Below are 20,446 nucleotides of genomic sequence, written 5' to 3'. Positions count from 1 at the left end.
CTAATACAGTTAAGTATAGCATGGGTTTAAATATTATTAGATCTTTTTAATCTTTTAGTAGTTTAGCAGACGCCCTTGATCGTTCCAGCGGCCGTACATTTTTCCTTCTTTGGTATTTTTTAAAAACCTGCTTAAACGTTTTTGAAATAATTGTGGCCGGTTTCGTTTAATTTGAATAGTATCGATACGCACGCGCTTATATAATTCGGGAAAAGATTCAAAATTTTTTAATATATCAGCGTCAGCTTTAATATCTTTTTTGATATCCGCATCAATTTTAAATTCATCTGGATCCATATTTGGTAAATCTTTTCTACCTGCATCAGTCATCAAACCCAATTTTTCCAGGCGGCGGACTCGTTCTTTGTTAAGCTCAGACCACTGGCTATTTTTTCTCCTTGGTGATAATCGCTGTGCAAATTGACTAGAAGAAATTTTTTTGAATGTGCTGTCAATCCAGCCAAAGCAAAGTGCCATTTCAACGGTATCCAAATAGTCCAACGTGTTTTTTAGCGTATTTCTTTTCCGGCTTCTGGTTGTTAAAACCCAGCAATGCTTAGCAGAATGACAATTTTGACTTAACCAGTGGTGTAGTTCTTTCCAATTTCTTACTTGTACAATATAATCTACTTGCAAATTTGCTATTCCTTTCGCATCTATGGTAACAATAATTTATGGCTTTTTTATAATAATGGTAGATTAAGGGATAATAAGGAGATAAAAATGAAGACAGCGATAGAAGATATTAAAAAATATTCAACCGGATTTAAAAAACATTTTTGGCAGTATTTATTTTTATTCTTGTGCCTTGATTTTTTTAACCAATACCTATTAATACCATTTTCCCGCTTTTTAAATACTTATTTGTTTCAAGTTATTTCAGTGCCATTTTCTTCTCTTCAATTTATAGACACTATTATTACGCACCATCCATTTGTGTGTATTGCTTTAGTTATTGAAGTGCTTTTTTACATGTGGTTGATTTATCTAGAATTTGCCATTCTTCTAATTGGAATTAACAGTATACGAGCTGCTTGTTCTTTGAAAAAATTTTTAAAAGAAGTTCAGCAAGCAGTTAAACCAAGGAATTTTTCCGCAGTGTTATTAGTTTTGCTGTATACATTTTTGGTAATTCCAGTTGCGGAAGTTATCTTTAGGACGCCGCTCTTATCTAAAATTCAAATGGGAGAATTTATTTGGGATTACATGACTCGCAAAATAATTCTTGGCGGGATTTTGCTGCTGTTCTACCTTCTTATTATTATCGTGGGTGCCCGTTTAATCTTTACTTTACCCAAAATGATTCTTAAACAAGAAAAATTTAAAGCAGCACTTGCAGAAAGCTGGCAAATGACTAAAAGGGGTGGGTACTGGAAAACAATCTCCAAAATTCTTTTGCTTTTATTGCTTTCAACTATTTTGTTAGTCATTTTTTATTTTGGATGCTATTTACTGCAACTTCTTTGGGATGTATTTCCCGGGCAATTTTCTTTTATAATGGCTAATATTAATTTATTCCTAATTCAAGTGGTTAGTGCATTAACTTTAGCCTGGTTTATGTGGGTATGTGCGGGCATTTTAGTTAAGCCATTAAAGTTGAAGCAAAAAAAGTATAGTAAAAAACACAGACGGAGTAATTGGATTCTCTGGGTAACTATTCTATTTCTAATTTCATCATTTGGATTAATTAAGAATAATAGCTGGTATTTGGATAATACTGAAACAAAGCAACCATTAATTATTTCTCATCGCGGTGTTAATGGGAATAATGGTGTCCAAAATACAATTCCGGCTTTAAAGGACACTGTTAAAAGCAAACCTGATTTAGTTGAAATGGATTTACATGAAACTAAGGATAAAAAGTTTGTGGTTTTGCATGACGCAAATTTAAGCAAGTTAACTGGAATAAACAAGAAACCAAGCCAACTGACCTTAAAGAAGTTAACTAGTTTAATGGCTTATGAGAATGGGCATAGGGCGAAGATTGTAAGCTTTGATCATTATTTAGATGTAGCAAAAAAGGACAAGCAAAGGCTATTAATTGAAATTAAAACTACACCGGCTGATTCAAAGCAAATGCTGGAAGATTTTAATCGAAAGTACGGCAAAATAATTTTGAATAGGAACTACCAGATTCACTCAATAAATTATCAGGTAATAACGAAACTGCATAAAATTAATCCTGAGTTACCAGTTTTTTATATTCAGCCCTATAATTTTATCTACCCAACAAGCCTTGCGGATGGCTATTCGATGGAATATTCAACTTTGAATCCTGATTTTATTAGGCAGGCACATAAGCAGAAGAAGGCGGTTTACGTGTGGACGGTTGATAATCCGAATGTTATGAAGAAAATGCTTTACGATCATGTTGATGGTTTAATTACCAATAATCTAGAAGAAGCCAAGGTAGCAGTTAGGCAATATGAGCATAATTTAAGTTATGCAAATTATTTGTTAAATTATATTATGACAATGCCTGTTTGAAAATAATAAAAAAGAGGGTCTAGTCATTACTATCCCTTGATTAGCGGGGCTTTACATGGTAAACTAAAATAGATTTTCGAAAATCTGAAAGGAAGTATAATATTATGCGTACAGGAGAAAACTACAACACTGGTTGTCAACCCAACCACAGACCTAAGAACAAGAAAAATGGTAAGAAGCGTGTTGCTCACGTAGCTGCCGTTGTATCATTCTTGAATAAGGCCAAAGCAGACGAAAAAAAGTAGTTTGTTTTCAATAATAAATAAAAATTGCGGGTTGCTTAGGCAGCCTGCTTTTTTTGTTGTCAATTTGTGCTAAATTAGATTTATTATGTGATCTGTTTTATTTATGGAGGAAGAATAAGTGAAATTTCAATGTAGTTCATGTGGATTACGCATGGAATCTTTACATTTTAAACAAGCAGGACTTATGAATCCTAAATTAACCAGTATTTGTGATATTTGTTTACAGCGTGGGCGCAAAGCAGAAGATTTTCCTAATCAAACAGTAGAGATTTTTGCTAAAGCACTACTTTATTCTTTCGTTGGCAAAGATGGTAAGGATAATAATTTAAATTTTTTAGTTGCTACCAAACAAAAAAGAAAAGAGTATGAATCTTTTATTCAAGATTATGACGGCAATGAACTTGCTGAACAACAATTAAAACGAGCTGATTTTAATACCGCTGTAATTGCTAGTGAAGATGGGACGATTAATTTTTTGCCTAGTCAAAATCTTGATTTCTCCGAAAACTTAAAAAATATGGGTCTCGACGTTAATTTTCAGTTAAATGAAGTTGATTTTATTGATCGCGAACGGGTGCGTGCTAAATATCATTATCGTTGTCAGTATTGTGGACGGCGCGGTCATAGTGTAGATCATAAGGATCCGGTTTCACTTTCACATAATAATGACTTCGATAATTTGATTCTATCTTGTAGTGAATGTAATCGAATTAAATCTAATATGCCATTTAAATTATTTAAGCATTTAAATGATCAAATTCCCAATATTAATAAAAAATTGGTTAAATATGAGAATACATTATCCACTTTAAAAGAAGAGTTTGAACAGAAGCGTCGTGAACTTGCAGCTAAGGCACATCTTAAAGGCGTGGTTAATGATCCTGAACTTAATGCTATTCGTAAACAGAATAAGAAATTGCAGGACGCAATTGATAGTCTGCAGAGTGATTATGGTGCCTTGCGCAAATTACGAGAAAATTATTTCACCACGGAGTGGAAACTTAATCAAGAAAATAAGAGAAACGATATTATTTAGAATTAAAAAAAGTGCTATTTTTTTAAATTTGATATTAAATGTACGATTGAGTTTTAAAAAAATGGCGTTTTTTTTAAAGCTCATGTTCAAATTATGAAAAGATTGTACTAAAAAAGTCAGAGCAAAAAAAGCTCCGACTTTTTAAATATTATAAATTATTTTTTGGTATCAAATAAATATGATCCCCACTTAACCGGTTCTTTAACAGAAGGGTGGAAGAGTAAGAGATTTAATAAGACTGCGCCAACATATGGAATTAGAATAAGCCAGTACCAGCCACCTGATAAATTAGCATCATGTAAACGCCGAACAGTGTGCCCGATCTGTGCTAAGGCTAACCAGATTGCGACCGCAAGTATGATAACGCCAATTATACCTAAAATGATAATTAGAGCAGTATTAGAATAACCGCTGAGTTCATATCTTAGGTGTCCAAGAAATGCAATGAATAAACCAACATAAAATATAAGCATAATACCAAAGTAAATGACGTAGTTAACGGCTGTTCCAATCCAGAAGGAAGTTCTGGTTGAACGAGCGCTCCATTTAAATGGTTCAAAGAAGTGTTCCTTTAAAACTTGACCAATAGGAGGTACCGGTGTGTCATCAACGTCTGCATTAGCATTGTATTTTTGTTGGTAATATAAATTGCCTTCTTTTTGATCATCATCGAGGAATAAATAAGTTCCCCACTTCACAGGACTTTGCTTTGATGGTTGTAGTGTCAAGTAAAAAATAAACCAGGCGCCAACAGGTATTAAGTTACTCCAATACCAATAACCACTATAATTTACATCGTGCAAACGGCGAACGGTTTGTCCTAAAGATGCTAAAAAAGTCCAAATAAGAATTATTGCAACTACTACGTAATCAATCCACTTAATTCCTGCATTTAGAATTGGATCATTGACAGCATAAGTAACTAGTGCAGAAGCTATAATTGTTAAAATTAGGTTAGTTAGAAAACTGAGCCAGAATGATTTACGGGTCGTTCTGCCCTTCCAATTAAACGGCTTCATATATGTTTCGTTTAAAATTTGTCCGAAATCTTGTACCGGTGGTTTGCCCATCGGACCATCTTCATAGGGACGAATAAAATAATAAGGTTTTTTCATTTTCTCCTCCAGTCCTGTATATTATCTCTTATACATATGATTCTAGCAAAAAAATAATTCCCAAAGCTAGTGCTTAAAGGAATTATTCTTTTTTATGATCGCTATATAAATTTTACAGTTCATTTCTTTTGAAATTGTGTAGAAATTTTTGCGTTACCTTTTCCTTAGGATGGTTAAAAATTTGTTCAGGAGCACCTTTTTCTGCAATTACTCCATCATTAATGAAAAGGATCTCATCAGAGATGTCCCGTGCAAAGGCCATCTCGTGGGTAACCATAATCATCGTAAATCCCGCCTTGGCAAGCTTTTTCATAGCATCTAGAACGTCACCAACCATTTCTGGATCTAAGGCACTCGTTGGTTCATCGAATAGAAGAACTTCTGGATTCATTGAGACTGTCCTAGCAATAGCCACTCGTTGTTGTTGTCCACCGGATAGTTGTTGTGGCTTGGCGTTAATATAGGCTCCCATTCCAACGGTTTTAAGATTTGTTAGCGCAATATCGTGTGCTTCCTTTTTAGAACGTTTGAGGACTAATTCTTGTCCTACCATGCAATTCTCTAACACATTTTTATTTTCAAATAAGTTGAACTGTTGAAAAACCATTCCCACCTTAGCCCGATAAATATTGCGGTTGAAATTGGGTGCTAAAATGTTTTTACCGTGAAAATCAATTTCTCCACCAGTCGGTTCTTCAAGCAAGTTTATACAGCGAAGGGTAGTTGATTTACCGCCTCCAGACGGCCCGATGATCGTTACAATTTCACCCTTATTGACGTTAAAAGAGATATCGCGTAAAACTTGATGGTTACCATAGGATTTTTTTAAATGTTTTAAATTTAATATTTGTTCTTTTGCTTCAGACATTAGTTGTTTGCCCCCGCATCTTTAGCAGTGCTAACCTGGATTTGGTTAGTGTTCAAATTATAATTCTTATCCCCGATCAATTTCTTTTCGATAAAGTTGAAAATCTCAGTGACCGTGAAGGTTAGTACTAAGTAAATTACTGAAATCATTAAATAAGTTGGGAAGAATTGGAAGGTCTGACTAGCAATGGTTGAACCAACGAAGAATAATTCAGAAACGGAAATGATACTTAAGACTGAAGTATCCTTGATATTGACAATGAATTCATTTGTAATTGATGGTAAACAGTTCTTAATTGCTTGCGGCAAAATGATATGCCACATGCTTTGTGTATGGGTCATCCCTAAGGCGCTTGCAGCTTCAAATTGCCCTTCTGGAGTAGAAGTAATACCGCCACGGATAACTTCAGCTAAGTAGGCACCAGTGTTAATTGAAACAATGAAAAGGGCAGCGACTGTCCTGTTTAAATTAATGTGCCAAAACTGGGCGATACCGTAGTAGATAGCGGCAGCTTGGACCATCATTGGGGTACCACGGAAGATTTCAACGTAGACTGAAAGAAGCCATTTAATGAAGTTAAGCAACCAGTTCTTATAACGAGTAGATGGTGTGGGAATGGTTCGAACGATACTTACAAGCAGTCCGATTATGAAACCAATGATTGTACCAACTAATGCTAAGAGAAGGGTCATGCCAACCCCACCAATAATCATGCCGCCGTATTGCTTGACAGTTGAAACAATCCAGTTTTCTTTTTTAGCACCTTTACTTGTACTGTTGCCACTGTTTGGTTGCTGCCTTACAGCCTGGGACATCAACTTATTTCTTTTGTTATTGGGAATTGTGGCTAAGATTTTATTAACGTCATTTAATAATTGTTTATTTTTCTTATCAATCCCGATAGAAGTAGTTGACTCATCTTTGGAAACATGGAAACCAGGCATTTTACTGATAGTGATTGCTTTGGCATTGGGGTAAACCATTTTTAATGATTCAGCCTCTGTGTTTTCGGCTACATAACCATCAATCGTCCCTGAAATCAGGCTTTGGCGCATGGCTGCGAAATCGCGCATAGCTGGTTCACGGTGAGCCCCCTTCAACTGCTTGATTAGTTCGTAGTGAACCGTACCTTGTTGGGCGGTTAACTTAGCTCCCTTAAAATCATTTAAAGTTTTAGCATTAGCATACTTGCTGCTATTTTTGGTAAGGACAACAAACGTACCTTGTCTATAAGGTTTAGAGAAGTTAATTGCTTTTCTACGCTGGGCTGTTGGACTCATGCCAGCAATGATTAGATCAATTTTGCCACTAGTTAATGCGGGAAGAAGGCCATCCCATTCGGTCTTAACAACAACAACTTTACGGCCTAACCTTTTGCCAATAATATTAGCGATCTTTACGTCATAACCATTGGCATAAGTATGTGAACCCTCAATTGGGATTGCACCATTAGCATTATTGGTTTGAGTCCAGTTGTATGGCGGATAATTGGCTTCCATCCCAATTTTTAATACGTTGGGATCTTTTTTAGCGGCGAGTGTCTGCTGATTATTAAAGTTAAATCCAATAATTAGACTAACTAGCACCGCAATTATAGCAGTAACCCATTTAAACCTTGACTTCATTGAAATACCTCCAAAAATATTTTTCAAATAAAGCCAATACAATAAGCGTAAATAAAAATCCCCGTTGTTAACTAAAACAACGAGGCATAATCATTAGTATTTAAACAAAATCATATAGCGCCCCCTGGAAACGATAACCAGGACAGTCTGCAGAATCTTTTTCTGCATCCCAACAGATTGGCTTCACGAAAAGCAAATCTATTTCGACGGCAATTCTTATGGTTAATTATCATCACATCCGTGTGCTCCTATTAACTTTGTAATTGCCGCAACCTCTATTGCATTGGAAATATATTTAACTTATGAAAAGAATAAAGTAAAAACAAAATTTTGTCAAGTCCAACCACTTTTTTTATCATAGTTCCGTTTTTTCATGTTAGAAACATAAGGATTACCGGCAACATAATAACGAAGGGGTTTATTTGACCATTCGGGATCTAGTTGGTTAATACCAATTCGTTTGCTTGCAACTATTTTTTTAGGGATTCTTTTGCTTTTATCGTCAAGGTCAATTGCAAAAGGAGAGTTGGCAAGGGGATGCAGATCCCATTTTCGGCTATGAATGCCAAAAGCCTGCATCATTTTAGCGGGCCCATTGGTAAGCAAGACACCGTCTTTACCATTGCGGTTCTTTTTCATTGTATCTAGACCTAAAGTAGGCTCAATTGCTCTAATTAAGACACCTTGTGGTTCGTTTTCTTCTTGGGTTGCCACATCGAAGAAAAAGTATTGTCGTTGGGCATAGATGTAAATTGTGCCACCAGCCCGGTATAATCCTTCATTTGCTTGACTGCGCCGACCGCCGTATGAGTGAGCTGCTCTGTCCTCTTTGCCCATATATGCTTCTGCTTCGACAATGTAGCCACCTAATTTTTGTGTTCCATCGTTAAAGGTAAGCATTCGTCCAATTAAATCTTGGGTGATTGCTTCGGTAGAACGGTTGGTAAAATAACTTGAATAATTCATTTGATCCTTTCTATTTTCCCTTTGCGTGGTAAACTAAAAAGAAAAAGGTAAGTGAAAAATATGTCTGAAATTAAATTAGTTAGAATATATGAACACGAGCAACCAAGCGGTTACAGAATTTTAGTTGATCGTTTATGGCCGCGTGGTATGAGTAAGGTTAATGCTAAGCTTGACGAATGGGATAAGCAAATGGGCCCAAGTACAGAACTACGTAAGTGGTTTAATCATGAAGATGAAAAATTTTCTGAGTTTAAAAAGAAATATATTGCTGAACTTGAGCAGAATGACTTTACCCCAACTTTTATTAAAACGGTAAAAGAACAATTAAAAAAGCAGGATGTTTTATTCCTATTCGGTGCCAAAAACACAAAACATAATCAAGCAGTTGTGCTTAAGGAATATGTTGAAAGTAAATTATAACTTTTTATGACCATGTTTTTTAACACGTAAAAAGTGGAAAATAATGGTTACTCCTAAAATCGTAAATACGATGATTGCAAATACCGTATTGGGTAATTCGTAATTTAACGGTGGTAATGATAGAAAAAGTTTGAGGGCAATAATTGCAATTAGGACATAAGCCATTGGTTGTAATTCTGGAATTATGTCCATCAGCTTGATAATAATTTCTGCCACCCCGCGCATACAGAGAATGCCGATCATTCCGCCGATTAAGACGATAACTGGATTATTTGAAACGGCAAGGGAGGCTAAAACAGAATCGATCGAAAAGACAATGTCCATTGCTTCAATGGATATAACGGTCCGCCAAAAAAGAGAAAGTATATACTTTCTCTTCTTTTTATGTTTATGAGTTACTGCTTTCTTCTTTTCTTTATCTGTGCTTTCTTGGGGATGACGCTGGTTATAGAAAAATTTAAAAGCAAGGTAGAAAAGATAAATACTGCCCGCTAATTTTATTTCCCAAAAGTTAATTAGGTAGGTACCGATTCCGATAACGATAAAACGGAAAAGGTAGGCACCCCAAAGACCATAAAATAAGGATTTACGCTGTTGGGATTTGTCTGGTAAAACTTTCGTTTGTGCGGCAAGCACAACGGCATTATCAACGGATAAGAGACACTCCATTAAGATTAAAGTTAAGATGATCATCCAATCTTTGCCGCTGGTTAGAACGTGTAACCAATTGTTTATATCGAAGAAGGGTGCGTACATCTTAAGAATTGTCATGTGAGTAACTCTTTTCTAAGTTAATTAAACGTGCTTTTACTTTCGTACCTAAACGATACTTGCCTACTTTACCATTATTTAAAATAACGCGGTGGCAAGGGATAAAAAATAATACGGGGTTTAAAGCGACAGCGTGGGCTACAGCACGAATGGCACCTGGATTATTGATTGCCGCAGTAATTTTTCCGTAGCTAACCGTTTTCCCATAAGGAATTTGGGCAACCTTTTCCAGTACTTGCTGCTGAAAAGGACTACACACTTTGTTAATTTCTATGGGTAAAGTAAAATTCTTTCTTGTGCCCGCAAAATATTCCTTTAATTCTTGAATATAGGGAACAAGGACCTGCGGATTCCGTATTAAGGTGCTATTAGGATAAAAAGTACGTAAAGATAGCTTTGCACAATTTTCTTTTCCCACATAAGCCAAACTGTTTTTACTGGCTGCTAAACAGTAATTATTTTTTCGAATAATTACATTATCATAATAAAGTGTGTTTGTATTATCGTTATAGTTGTTTGAAGACGTCAAGTGCATCACCGATGATTGAATTAATGCCTGCTGCTGGGATTTCTGTCTTGTTAATTGCCCAAACTTTGGCACCAGCTTGACGATAAGCTAATAATTGTGCAAAAGGATAAACAATGAAACTTGTTCCGGAAATAATTACCAAGTCAGAATTTTGCATGGCATTAACAGATTTAGATAGATTTTCAGGATTAATGGCCTCACCATAAAGAACAATACCTGGGCGAATAATACCACCACAATTCTCATGCCGGTAGCTTTTAGCGTATTCTTCATAAGAAACGGGCTTGTGACACTTAGTGCAGTAAATATTGTATAGACTGCCGTGAAATTCAGTCACGTCTTTGTTGCCAGATTTTTTATCTAAACCATCAACATTTTGGGTGATTAAAGAACCTTTTTCATTGCAAATTTCAGTAATTTTTTGGTGAATTAGGTTAGGCTTGGCATGTGGGAAGTACATATTATTCATTACAAACTTGTAGAAGAAATCTGGTCGGTTAAAAAGTGTATCTTCGCTTAGGATAGTTTCTGGACTTTCAGACACCCCATTATAAATACCGTTTTTTGAACGGTAGTCCGGAATACCAGAGTGGGTTGAAACACCAGCTCCTGTCAAGAAAACAACGTGTTTTGCATTTTTAATATCTTCTTTTAATGCCGTAATTTGTTTAGAATCAGTCATTATTTTTTCCTTTCTAAAAACTGCTTTAAGTAAATTATAAATCAGCTCTCTGTTATAATGAAAAAAGAACAAATATTAAGAGGGATTTCTATGGCGAATTTATCAGTTTTTTATATTATTATCGATGTTTTATTATTCGCTTATGCTTGTTACAGCTGGTTTTGGCAAGCTAACATTGATTTAAAGGGGAAATATCGTCTTTCTTCAATTGTTTGGGCCATTATTTTCATTTGGTTAGGCTTTGTGTGGAATTATATTGAAAAGGGCGATCCGGGTATCAATATCTTTTTGGCATTGTTCTTACTGGTAAGTATTATCGATGGTTTTACTGGTTTTGCACCCAAAAGGGCGGTTGTCTCTGGATACTTTAAACGCACTATTCGTTATTCAGAAATCAATATGGTAACTCTGATCAACGTTCCTAATCCTAAAAAAGAATCGGTTGTCTGCTTGCTTAAAACTAATAAGAATAAACAATATTATTTACGTTTTGCGTGTGGAATCAGTCAAATAGTGGCTATTTTAAAGAAGCATGTTCACCATAATATTAAAATCGAAATTCAGAATTTAATGTAAAAATTAGTTTCCTTTGTGTTAGCTAATCATTTAATGAAATGGTTAGCTAGCATTTTTTCTTGCAAAAAATAAGTCAGATCATTACTGACCTGACTCACCAGAAAAAGTTTTACTCTTTTAATTCTTTAATTAGTTTTTGTCGACCCCACTTTTAAGATAATTCTTGAAAGTTGCATAATCTTTATGTACCTGTTTGCTATAAGCAGTTGCCCAATCAGTAAAGTGCTTATCAAATTTTTTGCTTTCAGCAATATAGCCATAAATCATTGCTGCAGTAGGACTTTGAAAGTGGGCAACGGCAAGAATAAAGGCACACATGTGGGTATAGGCATTGAAGCTATTCTTATTGAGCTTGTTAACTTTGACAGAATCTTTCATGTCTCTAAATTGCCGAACGTAAAAGCTGCGATCACCAACATTCATGCTACCTAAGAATGGATCACTAAAAGTTTGCAAAATCCTTTGACCGGTTATGATTCGCTTACCTTCTTCAGGTACCTGTTTCTGAGCATCCATTCTTGTCATAGTGGTTAAGTCAAACCTAGATGGAAGTGCTTCTTTGATTTGTAAGACCAGATGACTGTTGTCTTTGGCTGTTAGTAAAACTAGGTAACAACGGGTACCAAAGCTGCCGACACCAACACTGTAACGAATAATATCTGAGACCCTGGAGTTACTCAATAATACTTGAACGTCTTAACTCACGCTGCGCAGGTATTGCGGAATGGCTTTAATGAAGTCTGTATATAGTTTATTGGGTATTCTTCTGGCGCGGGGTGGATTTTCGGTAAAGACAATTTCACCGTCATCGCCCTTAGAAGTAAATTTTTTGACTACCTTATTAGAATTGTTCTTTGGGGCCTTTTTAGCAATTTTCTTTAACAATTTCTTCATTTGCTTGTCGTCGTTGCTAACTAGGTCAAGCAGATCATCAATATTGTATGAAAGGTAGAAACGGTTCATTACTTTCAGGCTGTTAGAATATTTAATTCCTGCACGGTAAGCGGCTACCGTTCCCTTTAAGATTTTCTTAATGTTCTTTTCTTTATAACCATTGAGTTCACCAGATAATTGAACGCTGACTAGCAGGCGCTTTAAGTCAACTTCCCAGTTGCCAACTCTTGTTTCATCAAAGTCATTTAGACCAAATAAAAGCTGTCTTTCAGGAGAGGCGAAAAAGCCGAAATTGTTGATGTGTGCATCACCACAAATCATGACTGGAATCTGGCTTTGCCTTTCATGGAGCAGATCGTAACCCATAACACTAGCAGTACCACGGAAGAAAGAAAAGGTATTTTTCATCATTCTCTTGTGCCGAAGCGGAATTAATTCTGGGATCATTTTGTCTTCTTCAGAATTGATCATCTTGATCACATCACGGTTACCAGGCTTAAATTTAGTTATATTTGAAACGGGAATTTCATGTGCTTTGCCTTCACCAGCGGCAATCAATTGATTCTTGTCTTCATTGAGTTTCAGTTTATCAATGGTAAATTTTCTCAATACAAATTTTTTAATTTTGTTCAATTTATCGGCCATTTTATTGCTTCTTTCTACCTTAAAAAATCATTAAGGCAAGTTAATATATGATCTTTAGATCATTTTCAATATAGCACTTGTTTTAGTGTTATACAAACCTGCGTTCTGTAAATAAAGTAATAAATTATTAAAATAAAAAAGCGTCTCTATAGGCGCGATACATTATTATAAAATTGGTGAAAGCATTCTGGAAAAACTTTGTAATGTCTTAAGCCAACGGCCCTGCTTTTCAATTATTTCTTTAGTGAGGAGGGTCGAATCTTTCATATCATTTTTAAAAGCAGCGGCTAGTTTACGGTTAAATTCTTTGTCGTAAAATACCGCAATATCCTCAAAGTTAAGGTCATAAGAGCGGTAATCTTGGTTCATCGAACCAACGGAAGAATAGCTGTGGTCAACAATAATTGTTTTAGAATGGAGAAATCCTTTATTGTAAGAATAAATTTTTACTCCATACCGAGATAATTCATTTGCATACCATTGAGTTGCACGGTAAATGAAGGGGTGATCTGGCATACATGGGATCATGATGCGAACGTCAACCCCAGACATTGCAATTGTTTCCCATGCCGCAAACATGGCATCGTCAGGAATAAGGTATGGGGTTTGAATCCATAATCTTTTTTTAGCTAATAACATTAACCGCATTACACCATTGCGCATATATGCTTCGTACCGATCCGGGCCATCAGAAACAATCTGTATGGCCATGTCTCCGGGTTGAATTTCACTTTCATTAAAATCGGGAAAAAAGAGTGAATTATAAGTGATAATCTGGTCGTTGTTTTGAATTGAAGCGTTCCAATCCATTACAAACCGTTCCTGCAATAGTAATGAAGCTGATCCTACGATTCGAACCTGTGTATCACGCCAATAACCAAATTTCTTTTTTCTTCCTAAATATTGGTCACCGATATTGAAACCACCAGTCCAAGAGATTTTACCATCTACTACAACTATTTTTCTGTGTAGGTGGTAGTTAATTCTGTATCTGGTAATTACATTTCGAGAGGTAACGAAGGGCAGGACTTGCCCGCCAACGTCACGCAATTGGTTAAACCATGAGTTGGTTGCCCCTAATGATCCCCAAGCATCGTAAAGAACTCGTACCTGGACGCCTTGCTTGGCCTTCTTCATTAATAAATGAAGTACTTTATTACCGATATTATCATTATAAAAAGTGTAAAATTCGACGTTGATTGTTTCTTTGGCCTGCTTAATATCCTTAATCATGTCGCGAAACATTTCTTTACCATCATTATAAAGTTTGACCTGATTATTTTTACTTAAAGGGGACTCGCCATTGCGGTTAAAGAAGCGAACGGCCATTTTAGCTTTATTTGAAGTGTTTGCTGGACTAACTTTTTTAGGTGCTTTGGTAATTGTCTTTTGAACGTTACGTAAACCAATGTGCCGCTGTTTGTTAATTGCAAAAATATTTTCTTGTGAAATTCCTCGCCCAAAAAAAGCATAGAGGATAATGCCAATAACTGGTAGGACTAATAAGATAATTAGCCATGCCCAAGTTGTAGAAACTGAACGTCGTCTGTGAAAGACAATGTAGAAGGCTAAAATTGTATTGGCGATAAGAATTATTCGTATTATATCTCGAAGCCAGACCACAAAATCCCTCCTAACTTAGTTTAATTGTTTCGGTTGTTGTTCCCAAAGAGCAGTAATAAATGAAATAATTGCAGAAAGGATGAAAGAACAGCTGCTACATAAGTTAAAGCAGCAGCGCGCAAAACTTTGCGTCCCATCGGTAATTCATCTTCATTTAAGATGCCTGTTACTCGTAACTGCTTTAAGGCTCTAGAAGAAGCATTAAATTCAACCGGTAAAGTGGCCAATTGAAAAACTAAAACCGTTGCAAAACAGATAATACCAATTCTAATTAAAGTTTGGTTTAAGCCGAAGATTATTCCTAATAAAATTAAGGGCATTGCTAAATTAGAACCAAGGTTAACGATTGGTACTAGTGCTGTTCTAAGGGACATCGGCATGTATTTAACTTTATCCTGAATTGCGTGACCAACTTCGTGGGCAGCTACGCCGACTGCAGCAACTGATGTTGAATTGTAAACTGGCTCGGATAAGTTCAGAGTTTTGTTTTGCGGATTATAGTTATCGGTTAAAGAACCAGCTATTGGTTGGATTGTGACGTCATTAATGCCAACACTGGACATAATTATTTGGGCCGCTTCGGTTCCAGTTATTCCATTATGATTTTCTACGTTTCCGTAGCGGCGAAAAGTAGAGTTAACATTCATTGATGCCCAGCTACTGATGGCAATTGCAATTAAAATTGTCCAGAAATAGGGGTCATAAAGTAAGGGTAAAAGGTAGGCAAATAAAAAATACATAGAAAATGCTCCTTTTTATTTTTTTAAGCCAATAAATTTATCAACGATATTAATAACAAATGGATTGTCGTGCATCCAGCTATGTTCCGCGTACTTTTTTCCGCGAACTTCAACTTCGTGGTAGGAGTGTGCGTTAGGTGCCAAAATATAACGGATGCTCTTAGCAGAAATGACGGAAATAAATTTATCCGTATTAGTGTTATCCAAAATATTACCATAAATATTTAAAACTGAAATATTAGGATTGAATCGTTTGCGCCTAAATAAGAAGTAAAAGTAATGCGGGTTAATAACGCTGGGCCGCCCCTTTTTAGTAAGAATATTTACGTTGGGAATGTCTCCTAAGTAGGTAACTCCGTCAAAGGGCCCCGCGATAAAAGAGCAGGTTTTAAGGTGGGGGAAATTTTTGTTGCGATAATTTTTCATTTCTGTGCGGACGACACAGGGACAGGCCAGTGAATGGGCAACGGCATTATAACGGGTAAAATGATATCGTTTGGCTAAAAATGGTAAGACAAAGCTAAGATAGTAGTCAATGCCATAAATTCCAATAATTCGTTGTCGGAAAACAACCTGTACAATGGGATTTTTGTCTCCGGTCCAGGTTCCCTCAAGTTTAAAGTTTCCTAGTAAATCGGCGATAACCTTTAAATATTTGTCATTTCCCTTATCTTTACATGCCTGTTTAACCATCACAGCGGTGGTGTAGTCACCACCACGAAAACCATGGAGATAAATGACGGGAATTTGTTCAAAATTACCACTTTTTTCTTCAGTAGTTGCTTTATTTTCAATATGTTTTTTGTGCATTCTGAGAAAAATACGTGTGGGAGCAAAAGTTGCTAAGATTGCTAATGAAATCATATTAAACATACTTGGCTCTTCAGAAAGATTATGTTTCCGATTTTTTTCTGCTTCCTCTTTATATTTTTTAGTATTGAAGAACATGCTACACCACCTTAAAATTAGAGATAACTATATTTTAACATTGACTGTTGTTTTTAGTGATCGAGGTATATATGAAATTTTATGCAGTAAAAAAGGGCCGTACACCAGGTATTTACCGAACTTGGGATGAGGCCAAAAAACAAGTTGATGGATTTTCCAGTGCGGAGTATAAATCGTTTAAAAAAATTACGGATGCCACTAATTATTTGAATTGGAATGCACAAACGCAAGGCAAAGTTCTTAAAAAAGGTGAAGATACTTTACAAAGTGCCATCGAGAAAATTAAAAATGAAAGTAAACATATTTCTAAACCGGCAAACAAACCTGTTAGAAAGGAACACGTAAATAGAAAGATAAAAAATAGTAATCCTAAAGACTTCTTTGCCGTAACTTATACGGATGGTGGAACACGCAATACCGGTAATTATCGGGGTGGTCACGTTAAAGCAACTGATAAAGCGGCGTGGGCCTACCTAATTAAATGGGATGATCAGGAAATACATGATTCAAATGGTGAATTTGGTGCAACCAATAATAAAATGGAACAAATCGCTTTAATTGAGGCTTTAAAAAAACTGCTTGAGCTGGGCTTTAATGAAAAACACCTGCTTTTTGTATTAGATTCAAAGTATGTTTTAGATGCCATCAATAAAGGATGGCTGCAGGCATGGAAAAAGCGTGGCTGGAAACGTTCAAAGGGCGCACTTGCTAATAAAGAGGAATGGCAGGAATTAGATAAATTACTTGCGCATTTTTCTGATAGCAAATTTGAATGGACGAAGGGCCACGCTAATAATCACGGTAATGAATTTGTTGATCACACACTAAATATTTTTATGGATAATATGTAGCTTATTTCCCTAAAATAATTGCACCACCAAATAGGTGACCAAAGAATTCAGTTATACTGTTCCATATTTGCTCAAACCAGTTGCGGTTTTCAGGTGTATTTATTTTGTCAAAAATACTTTTAGAGTGTTTCTGAATGCCTGCAGATAAGGCAGCAGCTTGATCCCTGAAATTACCTTTCTTAAGGGCTCCAGAGTCACGAACTTCAACTAGAACATTAATGATCTGGTTCTTTTGGTTATTGTTAATGGTATTACCTAGGTGATTAATATTAATTTGGTTATTGACAATATCACGAATCTGGCTGTTAGAAACATTATTACCAATTTTGGCCATATCTTTTTTAGCACCGGCAACAGCATTATTTAATTGGGCGTCACTGTAGCCATTCTTATCTTCATTTTGCTTGGTAATACCGCTTAAGGTTCCCATTTCATCTTGAGCCGCGTTAACCTGTTTCTGATTTAGTGCTTGGCCATCTTTAGAGTAGGCAGCATAAACACCTGCTAAAGCACCAGAACCATCAATGGGCGTAGCACTTGTAACGTAGATGTTGGCGTCAGAAATGCCGGCCGTTAACGCCGCATTTTTATATTGGTTGGCGGTAATGCTTGTGATATTATTTTTGCCGTTATAATCTAAGATATGGACATTGATTCCGCTACCGCTACTGGTCTTTTGAATCATGGCGCTAGACCAAACTCCTGAAGAAGTAGTGAAATTATCCCCCGATGGGTTGAGATATTTAACCAAGTCTGAACCAGTAATAGTAATTGTTTGGTAGCTTGCCCCGTTTAACGGATCTGTTAAAGTTTTTAATGTGCCTGATTTTTGCTTATAATCTAGGGAAGATCCTAAGGTTACGACGGGAAGCTCATCTGCCTTGGCATTTTTACTTTCTAGATTAATTGAAAATAAAGAGAGTGTAACTGCTAAGACAGCAGTTAGAAATGTTATTGTTTTTTTCATAGAAATTATTAACTCCTTTTTAATGCCCATATTATACTAAAAATATATCATACAAAGTCAAATCAAAAGTTTGCCAAACCGTATTTATTAAACACTTAATGGCTTGGTCCACCTTTTAAATTTCAATAGATGTTATAATAAAAGCAATGTAAGGGGGGATGCTATGCTAGAGCAACCTGAATTAACCGTTATTATGCCGGTTTACAACGTTGAAAAATATTTAAGTAGGGCCTTAGATCATTTGGCTGATCAGACAGATCCTAATTTTAAATTATTGATCGTTAATGATGGCTCTAAAGATAAAACTGAAAGAATAGCCGAAAAGTATCGTGATAAATTTCGTTACTTTCGAATTATTAATAAGCCTAATGGTGGTTTGTCAGATGCACGCAATGTTGGCATGGCAAACGTAGAAACACCATACTTTACATTTCATGATGGGGATGACTGGGTAGATCCTGGTTACACATCTTATTTTGTGCGTGCTTTTCACACTCATCCCAATGCTGCAATGGTTTCTTGCGGCTTTTGGATTGATCGTGAGCATAGTAAGCATTCCATTCCGGCAACCAAAAAAGTTATCCATGCTATGCTGTCCAAGAAGAAAACTTACCGCTTAATCGTTAACTTTTTGGGTTCTTTGTTTATGAATAAAATTTTTATTTCACCGGTTAAGGGTTATACCTGGAACAAGGGTTACAAAACTTCGGTGGTACGCAAATATCATTTACAATTTGTTAAAAAATTAGCGTTTATGGAAGATCAAATTTTTAATGTTAAGTATCTTTCTTTAACCTCTGGTTTTTATTGTAACAGTGTCCCACTCTACCATTATTGGCAACGCGAGGATAGCATGGTGCACCATTTTAACTTAAAGATGGTGCCAGACAACTTTAAAGCCAATTACATTGTATGGAAAATTATTTTTCGTAGTTTATGGAATGAGCATAAACAAAAGGCAAATCGTTCCAGCCAAAAATTAATTAGTGTTGATGAGGGAAACAATAATGAGAGAAAAGGTTAATGGCGTTCAGCTTTATTACTATAAATTAGGTAAAGGTACACCGTTACTTTTACTTCATGGTCACCACTTGGATGGTGGGATGTTTGACAAGATCGTTTCACCACTTTCTTTGTATTACACGGTTTATGTGCTTGATATGCGTGGTCATGGATTAAGTGAAGGTGATAGTGCTGAACACTACCAAACTGAAGTTGAAGATGTTTCTGCATTTATTAAACAGTTAGGAATTGAGGGCTGCTACTGTTTTGGCTTTGATGCTGGTGGCTTGGTTGCCATGATGTTAGCAAGTCAAAAGCAACACATTTTTAAAAAATTAATGGTAGCTGGGGTCTTTGTTAATGGTGCAGGAATTAGGTCATATCATTATTTAACGGAAGGTATGTTGCGTTTTTTGCGGCTTGATCGTGATAGCCGGGTTGAATTGACCGAATCCTTCATGTCAGAAGATGGTTTGAAGCGGATTGTTATCCCAATGCTTTGTGTAGTTGGTGAAAAAGATTGGGTTAAAATTGAACATGTTCGCTGGTATAGTCAAATAATTCCTGATGCACGTTTAGTCTTAATGCCGCGGCAAACGCATAATAGTTATGCTGTTAAGAGCTTGAAACTGCTTGATTTAATGGAAGACTTTTTTAAGTAACAAAAAATTAGATTTTTGCGCTAAAATGGGTGTAAGAAATAATTTGATAAAAGGAGAAATTTTATGGTCAAAGTAGTTGTACTTGGTGCACACGGTAAAGTTGCCCAAATTACAGAGAAATTTTTGCTAGCCGATAAAGATGTAGAGACTTCATTGTTTTTACGTAACGCTGATCGGATGGCTGATAAGAAAGACCAAGCTAAAATTTTTGAAGGTGACGCTACTGATGAGGCCCAACTTGAAAAAGCAATCAAGGGGCAAGACGTTGTTTACGCTAATTTAGGCGGAGCAAAGGATATTGACCTTGAAGCTGAAGCGGTAGTTGAAGCCATGCATAATGATAAAGTTAAACGTTTAATCTGGATTTCAACTTTAGGTATTTATGACGAAGTTCCTGGCAAATTCGGCGAATGGAATAAGTCCCAATTAGGTGATTACATCACTGACTATGCTAAAGCAGCAAAACGAATTGAAGATTCAGGTCTTGACTATACGATCATTCGTCCAACTTGGATGACCGATAAAAACGAAGTTGACTATGAAAAATCTAAGAAGGGTCAACCCATTACCGATACTGAGGTGTCACGTAAATCAGTTGCTGCCTATATTTATCATTTAATTAAGAATCCTAAAGAAGCCATTGATGAATCAATTGGTTTAGGTAAACCGGGCAGTGAGGGTGACAAGCCTAGTTGGTATTAAAATATACGATTTTAAAAAAGAAGCTAGATATCTAGCCAATGTCATTAAGTTAAGACATTGACGAAAGTTTAGCTTTATGAACCGAATCATTT

At 36.0% G+C, this 20,446-nt stretch carries 21 protein-coding genes, 1 pseudogene and 1 riboswitch; of the genes and pseudogenes, 9 read left to right on the top strand and 13 right to left on the bottom strand.

The annotated features are described in order from the left end of the window. Positions 1-54: 54 nt before the first annotated feature. Complete coding sequence (locus FC77_RS04410) at positions 55-636, bottom strand: YdeI/OmpD-associated family protein (RefSeq protein ID WP_056970295.1); 582 nt, start codon at positions 634-636, stop codon at positions 55-57. A gap of 87 nt (positions 637-723) precedes the next feature. Between FC77_RS04410 and FC77_RS04405 the strand changes: the two genes are divergently transcribed. The 3 genes from FC77_RS04405 (at position 724) to FC77_RS04400 (ending at position 3,768) form a co-directional block, all read left to right on the top strand. Then, positions 724-2,487 carry a glycerophosphoryl diester phosphodiesterase membrane domain-containing protein gene (locus FC77_RS04405; RefSeq protein ID WP_056970294.1) on the top strand — a complete coding sequence of 588 codons (1,764 nt, stop codon included), beginning with the start codon at positions 724-726 and terminating at the stop codon, positions 2,485-2,487. 104 nt (positions 2,488-2,591) lie between these two features. Further along, on the top strand, positions 2,592-2,732 hold the full coding sequence (locus FC77_RS08150) for a hypothetical protein (protein WP_151443536.1): 141 nt from the start codon (positions 2,592-2,594) through the stop codon (positions 2,730-2,732). A 118-nt stretch (positions 2,733-2,850) separates the two neighbouring features. Beyond that, positions 2,851-3,768, top strand: coding sequence for an HNH endonuclease (locus tag FC77_RS04400; RefSeq protein ID WP_056970293.1), 918 nt, complete (start codon positions 2,851-2,853; stop codon positions 3,766-3,768). A gap of 155 nt (positions 3,769-3,923) precedes the next feature. On the opposite strand, the gene FC77_RS04395 is transcribed toward FC77_RS04400, so the two are convergent. The 4 genes from FC77_RS04395 to FC77_RS04380 all read right to left on the bottom strand — a co-directional run bounded on the left by FC77_RS04395 (position 3,924) and on the right by FC77_RS04380 (position 8,342). Then, entirely contained in the window at positions 3,924-4,883 is a 960-nt protein-coding gene (locus tag FC77_RS04395; protein WP_056970292.1) for a DUF805 domain-containing protein, read from the bottom strand. Between the two features lie 112 nt (positions 4,884-4,995). After that, entirely contained in the window at positions 4,996-5,751 is a 756-nt protein-coding gene (locus tag FC77_RS04390; protein WP_056970291.1) for an amino acid ABC transporter ATP-binding protein, read from the bottom strand. Beyond that, positions 5,751-7,376 (bottom strand): ABC transporter substrate-binding protein/permease, encoded by a 1,626-nt coding sequence (locus FC77_RS04385; protein WP_056970290.1) that lies wholly within the window; start codon positions 7,374-7,376, stop codon positions 5,751-5,753. The genes FC77_RS04390 and FC77_RS04385 overlap by 1 nt, the downstream gene beginning before the upstream one ends. A 107-nt stretch (positions 7,377-7,483) precedes the next feature. Next, positions 7,484-7,662, bottom strand: a riboswitch (Lysine riboswitch). Positions 7,663-7,709: 47 nt separating this feature from the next. After that, positions 7,710-8,342, bottom strand: a complete 633-nt coding sequence (locus FC77_RS04380) for a DNA-3-methyladenine glycosylase (RefSeq protein WP_056970289.1) — start codon at positions 8,340-8,342, stop codon at positions 7,710-7,712. Positions 8,343-8,402: 60 nt separating this feature from the next. Between FC77_RS04380 and FC77_RS04375 the strand changes: the two genes are divergently transcribed. Beyond that, complete coding sequence (locus FC77_RS04375; RefSeq protein ID WP_056970288.1) at positions 8,403-8,762, top strand: DUF488 domain-containing protein; 360 nt, start codon at positions 8,403-8,405, stop codon at positions 8,760-8,762. Here FC77_RS04375 and FC77_RS04370 read toward each other — a convergent pair. The 3 genes from FC77_RS04370 to FC77_RS04360 are packed head-to-tail and all read right to left on the bottom strand — an operon-like array spanning position 8,757 to position 10,744. After that, positions 8,757-9,533, bottom strand: coding sequence for a TerC family protein (locus FC77_RS04370; RefSeq protein WP_056970287.1), 777 nt, complete (start codon positions 9,531-9,533; stop codon positions 8,757-8,759). The two genes, FC77_RS04375 and FC77_RS04370, sit on opposite strands and share 6 nt — an antisense overlap. Continuing rightward, the gene (locus tag FC77_RS04365; protein WP_056970286.1) at positions 9,520-10,068 is read right to left on the bottom strand and encodes a methylated-DNA--[protein]-cysteine S-methyltransferase; all 549 of its coding nucleotides are present in this window, start codon (positions 10,066-10,068) and stop codon (positions 9,520-9,522) included. The genes FC77_RS04370 and FC77_RS04365 overlap by 14 nt, the downstream gene beginning before the upstream one ends. Then, entirely contained in the window at positions 10,040-10,744 is a 705-nt protein-coding gene (locus FC77_RS04360) for an NAD-dependent protein deacylase (protein WP_056970285.1), read from the bottom strand. The genes FC77_RS04365 and FC77_RS04360 overlap by 29 nt, the downstream gene beginning before the upstream one ends. 90 nt (positions 10,745-10,834) lie before the next feature. On the opposite strand from FC77_RS04360, the gene FC77_RS04355 reads away from it, so the two are divergent. Continuing rightward, positions 10,835-11,320: a hypothetical protein gene (locus FC77_RS04355; RefSeq protein ID WP_056970284.1), complete on the top strand. Its 486-nt coding sequence runs from the start codon at positions 10,835-10,837 to the stop codon at positions 11,318-11,320. Positions 11,321-11,449: 129 nt separating this feature from the next. Here FC77_RS04355 and FC77_RS04350 read toward each other — a convergent pair. From FC77_RS04350 to FC77_RS04335, 4 genes and pseudogenes are all read right to left on the bottom strand, one after another. After that, positions 11,450-12,661, bottom strand: a pseudogene (locus FC77_RS04350) (DUF2252 domain-containing protein). 363 nt (positions 12,662-13,024) lie between these two features. Beyond that, positions 13,025-14,482: a cardiolipin synthase gene (cls, locus tag FC77_RS04345; RefSeq protein WP_056970283.1), complete on the bottom strand. Its 1,458-nt coding sequence runs from the start codon at positions 14,480-14,482 to the stop codon at positions 13,025-13,027. Between the two features lie 20 nt (positions 14,483-14,502). Continuing rightward, the gene (locus tag FC77_RS04340; protein ID WP_056970282.1) at positions 14,503-15,222 is read right to left on the bottom strand and encodes a zinc metallopeptidase; all 720 of its coding nucleotides are present in this window, start codon (positions 15,220-15,222) and stop codon (positions 14,503-14,505) included. A gap of 15 nt (positions 15,223-15,237) precedes the next feature. Continuing rightward, positions 15,238-16,170 carry an alpha/beta hydrolase gene (locus tag FC77_RS04335; protein ID WP_056970281.1) on the bottom strand — a complete coding sequence of 311 codons (933 nt, stop codon included), beginning with the start codon at positions 16,168-16,170 and terminating at the stop codon, positions 15,238-15,240. A 71-nt stretch (positions 16,171-16,241) separates the two neighbouring features. On the opposite strand from FC77_RS04335, the gene FC77_RS04330 reads away from it, so the two are divergent. Further along, positions 16,242-17,021 (top strand): ribonuclease H family protein, encoded by a 780-nt coding sequence (locus tag FC77_RS04330; RefSeq protein ID WP_056970280.1) that lies wholly within the window; start codon positions 16,242-16,244, stop codon positions 17,019-17,021. Between the two features lies 1 nt (position 17,022). Here FC77_RS04330 and FC77_RS04325 read toward each other — a convergent pair whose 3' ends face one another. Beyond that, positions 17,023-17,988 carry a DUF1002 domain-containing protein gene (locus FC77_RS04325; RefSeq protein WP_056970279.1) on the bottom strand — a complete coding sequence of 322 codons (966 nt, stop codon included), beginning with the start codon at positions 17,986-17,988 and terminating at the stop codon, positions 17,023-17,025. Between the two features lie 163 nt (positions 17,989-18,151). Here FC77_RS04325 and FC77_RS04320 point away from each other — a divergent pair, with 163 nt between their 5' ends. The 3 genes from FC77_RS04320 (at position 18,152) to FC77_RS04310 (ending at position 20,354) form a co-directional block, all read left to right on the top strand. Further along, a complete protein-coding gene (locus FC77_RS04320) occupies positions 18,152-19,012 on the top strand; it encodes a glycosyltransferase family A protein (RefSeq protein ID WP_056970278.1) in 861 nt (286 codons plus the stop codon). Further along, the gene (locus FC77_RS04315; RefSeq protein WP_056970277.1) at positions 18,996-19,652 is read left to right on the top strand and encodes an alpha/beta fold hydrolase; all 657 of its coding nucleotides are present in this window, start codon (positions 18,996-18,998) and stop codon (positions 19,650-19,652) included. The genes FC77_RS04320 and FC77_RS04315 overlap by 17 nt, the downstream gene beginning before the upstream one ends. A 63-nt stretch (positions 19,653-19,715) precedes the next feature. After that, positions 19,716-20,354: an NAD(P)H-binding protein gene (locus FC77_RS04310; protein ID WP_054681758.1), complete on the top strand. Its 639-nt coding sequence runs from the start codon at positions 19,716-19,718 to the stop codon at positions 20,352-20,354. Positions 20,355-20,446: the final 92 nt, after the last annotated feature.

This window comes from Lactobacillus acetotolerans DSM 20749 = JCM 3825 (genome assembly GCF_001436775.1).
Classification (GTDB): Bacteria; Bacillota; Bacilli; order Lactobacillales; family Lactobacillaceae; genus Lactobacillus; species Lactobacillus acetotolerans.
Note: the sequence above shows the minus strand (reverse complement) of the source record. Positions and strands in the feature narration are given on the sequence as shown.

What these genes read in the sequence shown, in the direction of transcription:
- FC77_RS04405 (WP_056970294.1), top strand. Translation starts at nt 724, where the DNA reads ATGAAGACAGCGATAGAAGATATTAAAAAATATTCAACCGGATTTAAA.
- FC77_RS08150 (WP_151443536.1), top strand. Translation starts at nt 2,592, where the DNA reads ATGCGTACAGGAGAAAACTACAACACTGGTTGTCAACCCAACCACAGA.
- FC77_RS04395 (WP_056970292.1), bottom strand. Translation starts at nt 4,883, where the DNA reads ATGAAAAAACCTTATTATTTTATTCGTCCCTATGAAGATGGTCCGATG.
- FC77_RS04390 (WP_056970291.1), bottom strand. Translation starts at nt 5,751, where the DNA reads ATGTCTGAAGCAAAAGAACAAATATTAAATTTAAAACATTTAAAAAAA.
- FC77_RS04385 (WP_056970290.1), bottom strand. Translation starts at nt 7,376, where the DNA reads ATGAAGTCAAGGTTTAAATGGGTTACTGCTATAATTGCGGTGCTAGTT.
- FC77_RS04380 (WP_056970289.1), bottom strand. Translation starts at nt 8,342, where the DNA reads ATGAATTATTCAAGTTATTTTACCAACCGTTCTACCGAAGCAATCACC.
- FC77_RS04375 (WP_056970288.1), top strand. Translation starts at nt 8,403, where the DNA reads ATGTCTGAAATTAAATTAGTTAGAATATATGAACACGAGCAACCAAGC.
- FC77_RS04370 (WP_056970287.1), bottom strand. Translation starts at nt 9,533, where the DNA reads ATGACAATTCTTAAGATGTACGCACCCTTCTTCGATATAAACAATTGG.
- FC77_RS04365 (WP_056970286.1), bottom strand. Translation starts at nt 10,068, where the DNA reads ATGCACTTGACGTCTTCAAACAACTATAACGATAATACAAACACACTT.
- FC77_RS04360 (WP_056970285.1), bottom strand. Translation starts at nt 10,744, where the DNA reads ATGACTGATTCTAAACAAATTACGGCATTAAAAGAAGATATTAAAAAT.
- FC77_RS04355 (WP_056970284.1), top strand. Translation starts at nt 10,835, where the DNA reads ATGGCGAATTTATCAGTTTTTTATATTATTATCGATGTTTTATTATTC.
- FC77_RS04340 (WP_056970282.1), bottom strand. Translation starts at nt 15,222, where the DNA reads ATGTATTTTTTATTTGCCTACCTTTTACCCTTACTTTATGACCCCTAT.
- FC77_RS04335 (WP_056970281.1), bottom strand. Translation starts at nt 16,170, where the DNA reads ATGTTCTTCAATACTAAAAAATATAAAGAGGAAGCAGAAAAAAATCGG.
- FC77_RS04330 (WP_056970280.1), top strand. Translation starts at nt 16,242, where the DNA reads ATGAAATTTTATGCAGTAAAAAAGGGCCGTACACCAGGTATTTACCGA.
- FC77_RS04325 (WP_056970279.1), bottom strand. Translation starts at nt 17,988, where the DNA reads ATGAAAAAAACAATAACATTTCTAACTGCTGTCTTAGCAGTTACACTC.
- FC77_RS04320 (WP_056970278.1), top strand. Translation starts at nt 18,152, where the DNA reads ATGCTAGAGCAACCTGAATTAACCGTTATTATGCCGGTTTACAACGTT.
- FC77_RS04315 (WP_056970277.1), top strand. Translation starts at nt 18,996, where the DNA reads ATGAGAGAAAAGGTTAATGGCGTTCAGCTTTATTACTATAAATTAGGT.
- FC77_RS04310 (WP_054681758.1), top strand. Translation starts at nt 19,716, where the DNA reads ATGGTCAAAGTAGTTGTACTTGGTGCACACGGTAAAGTTGCCCAAATT.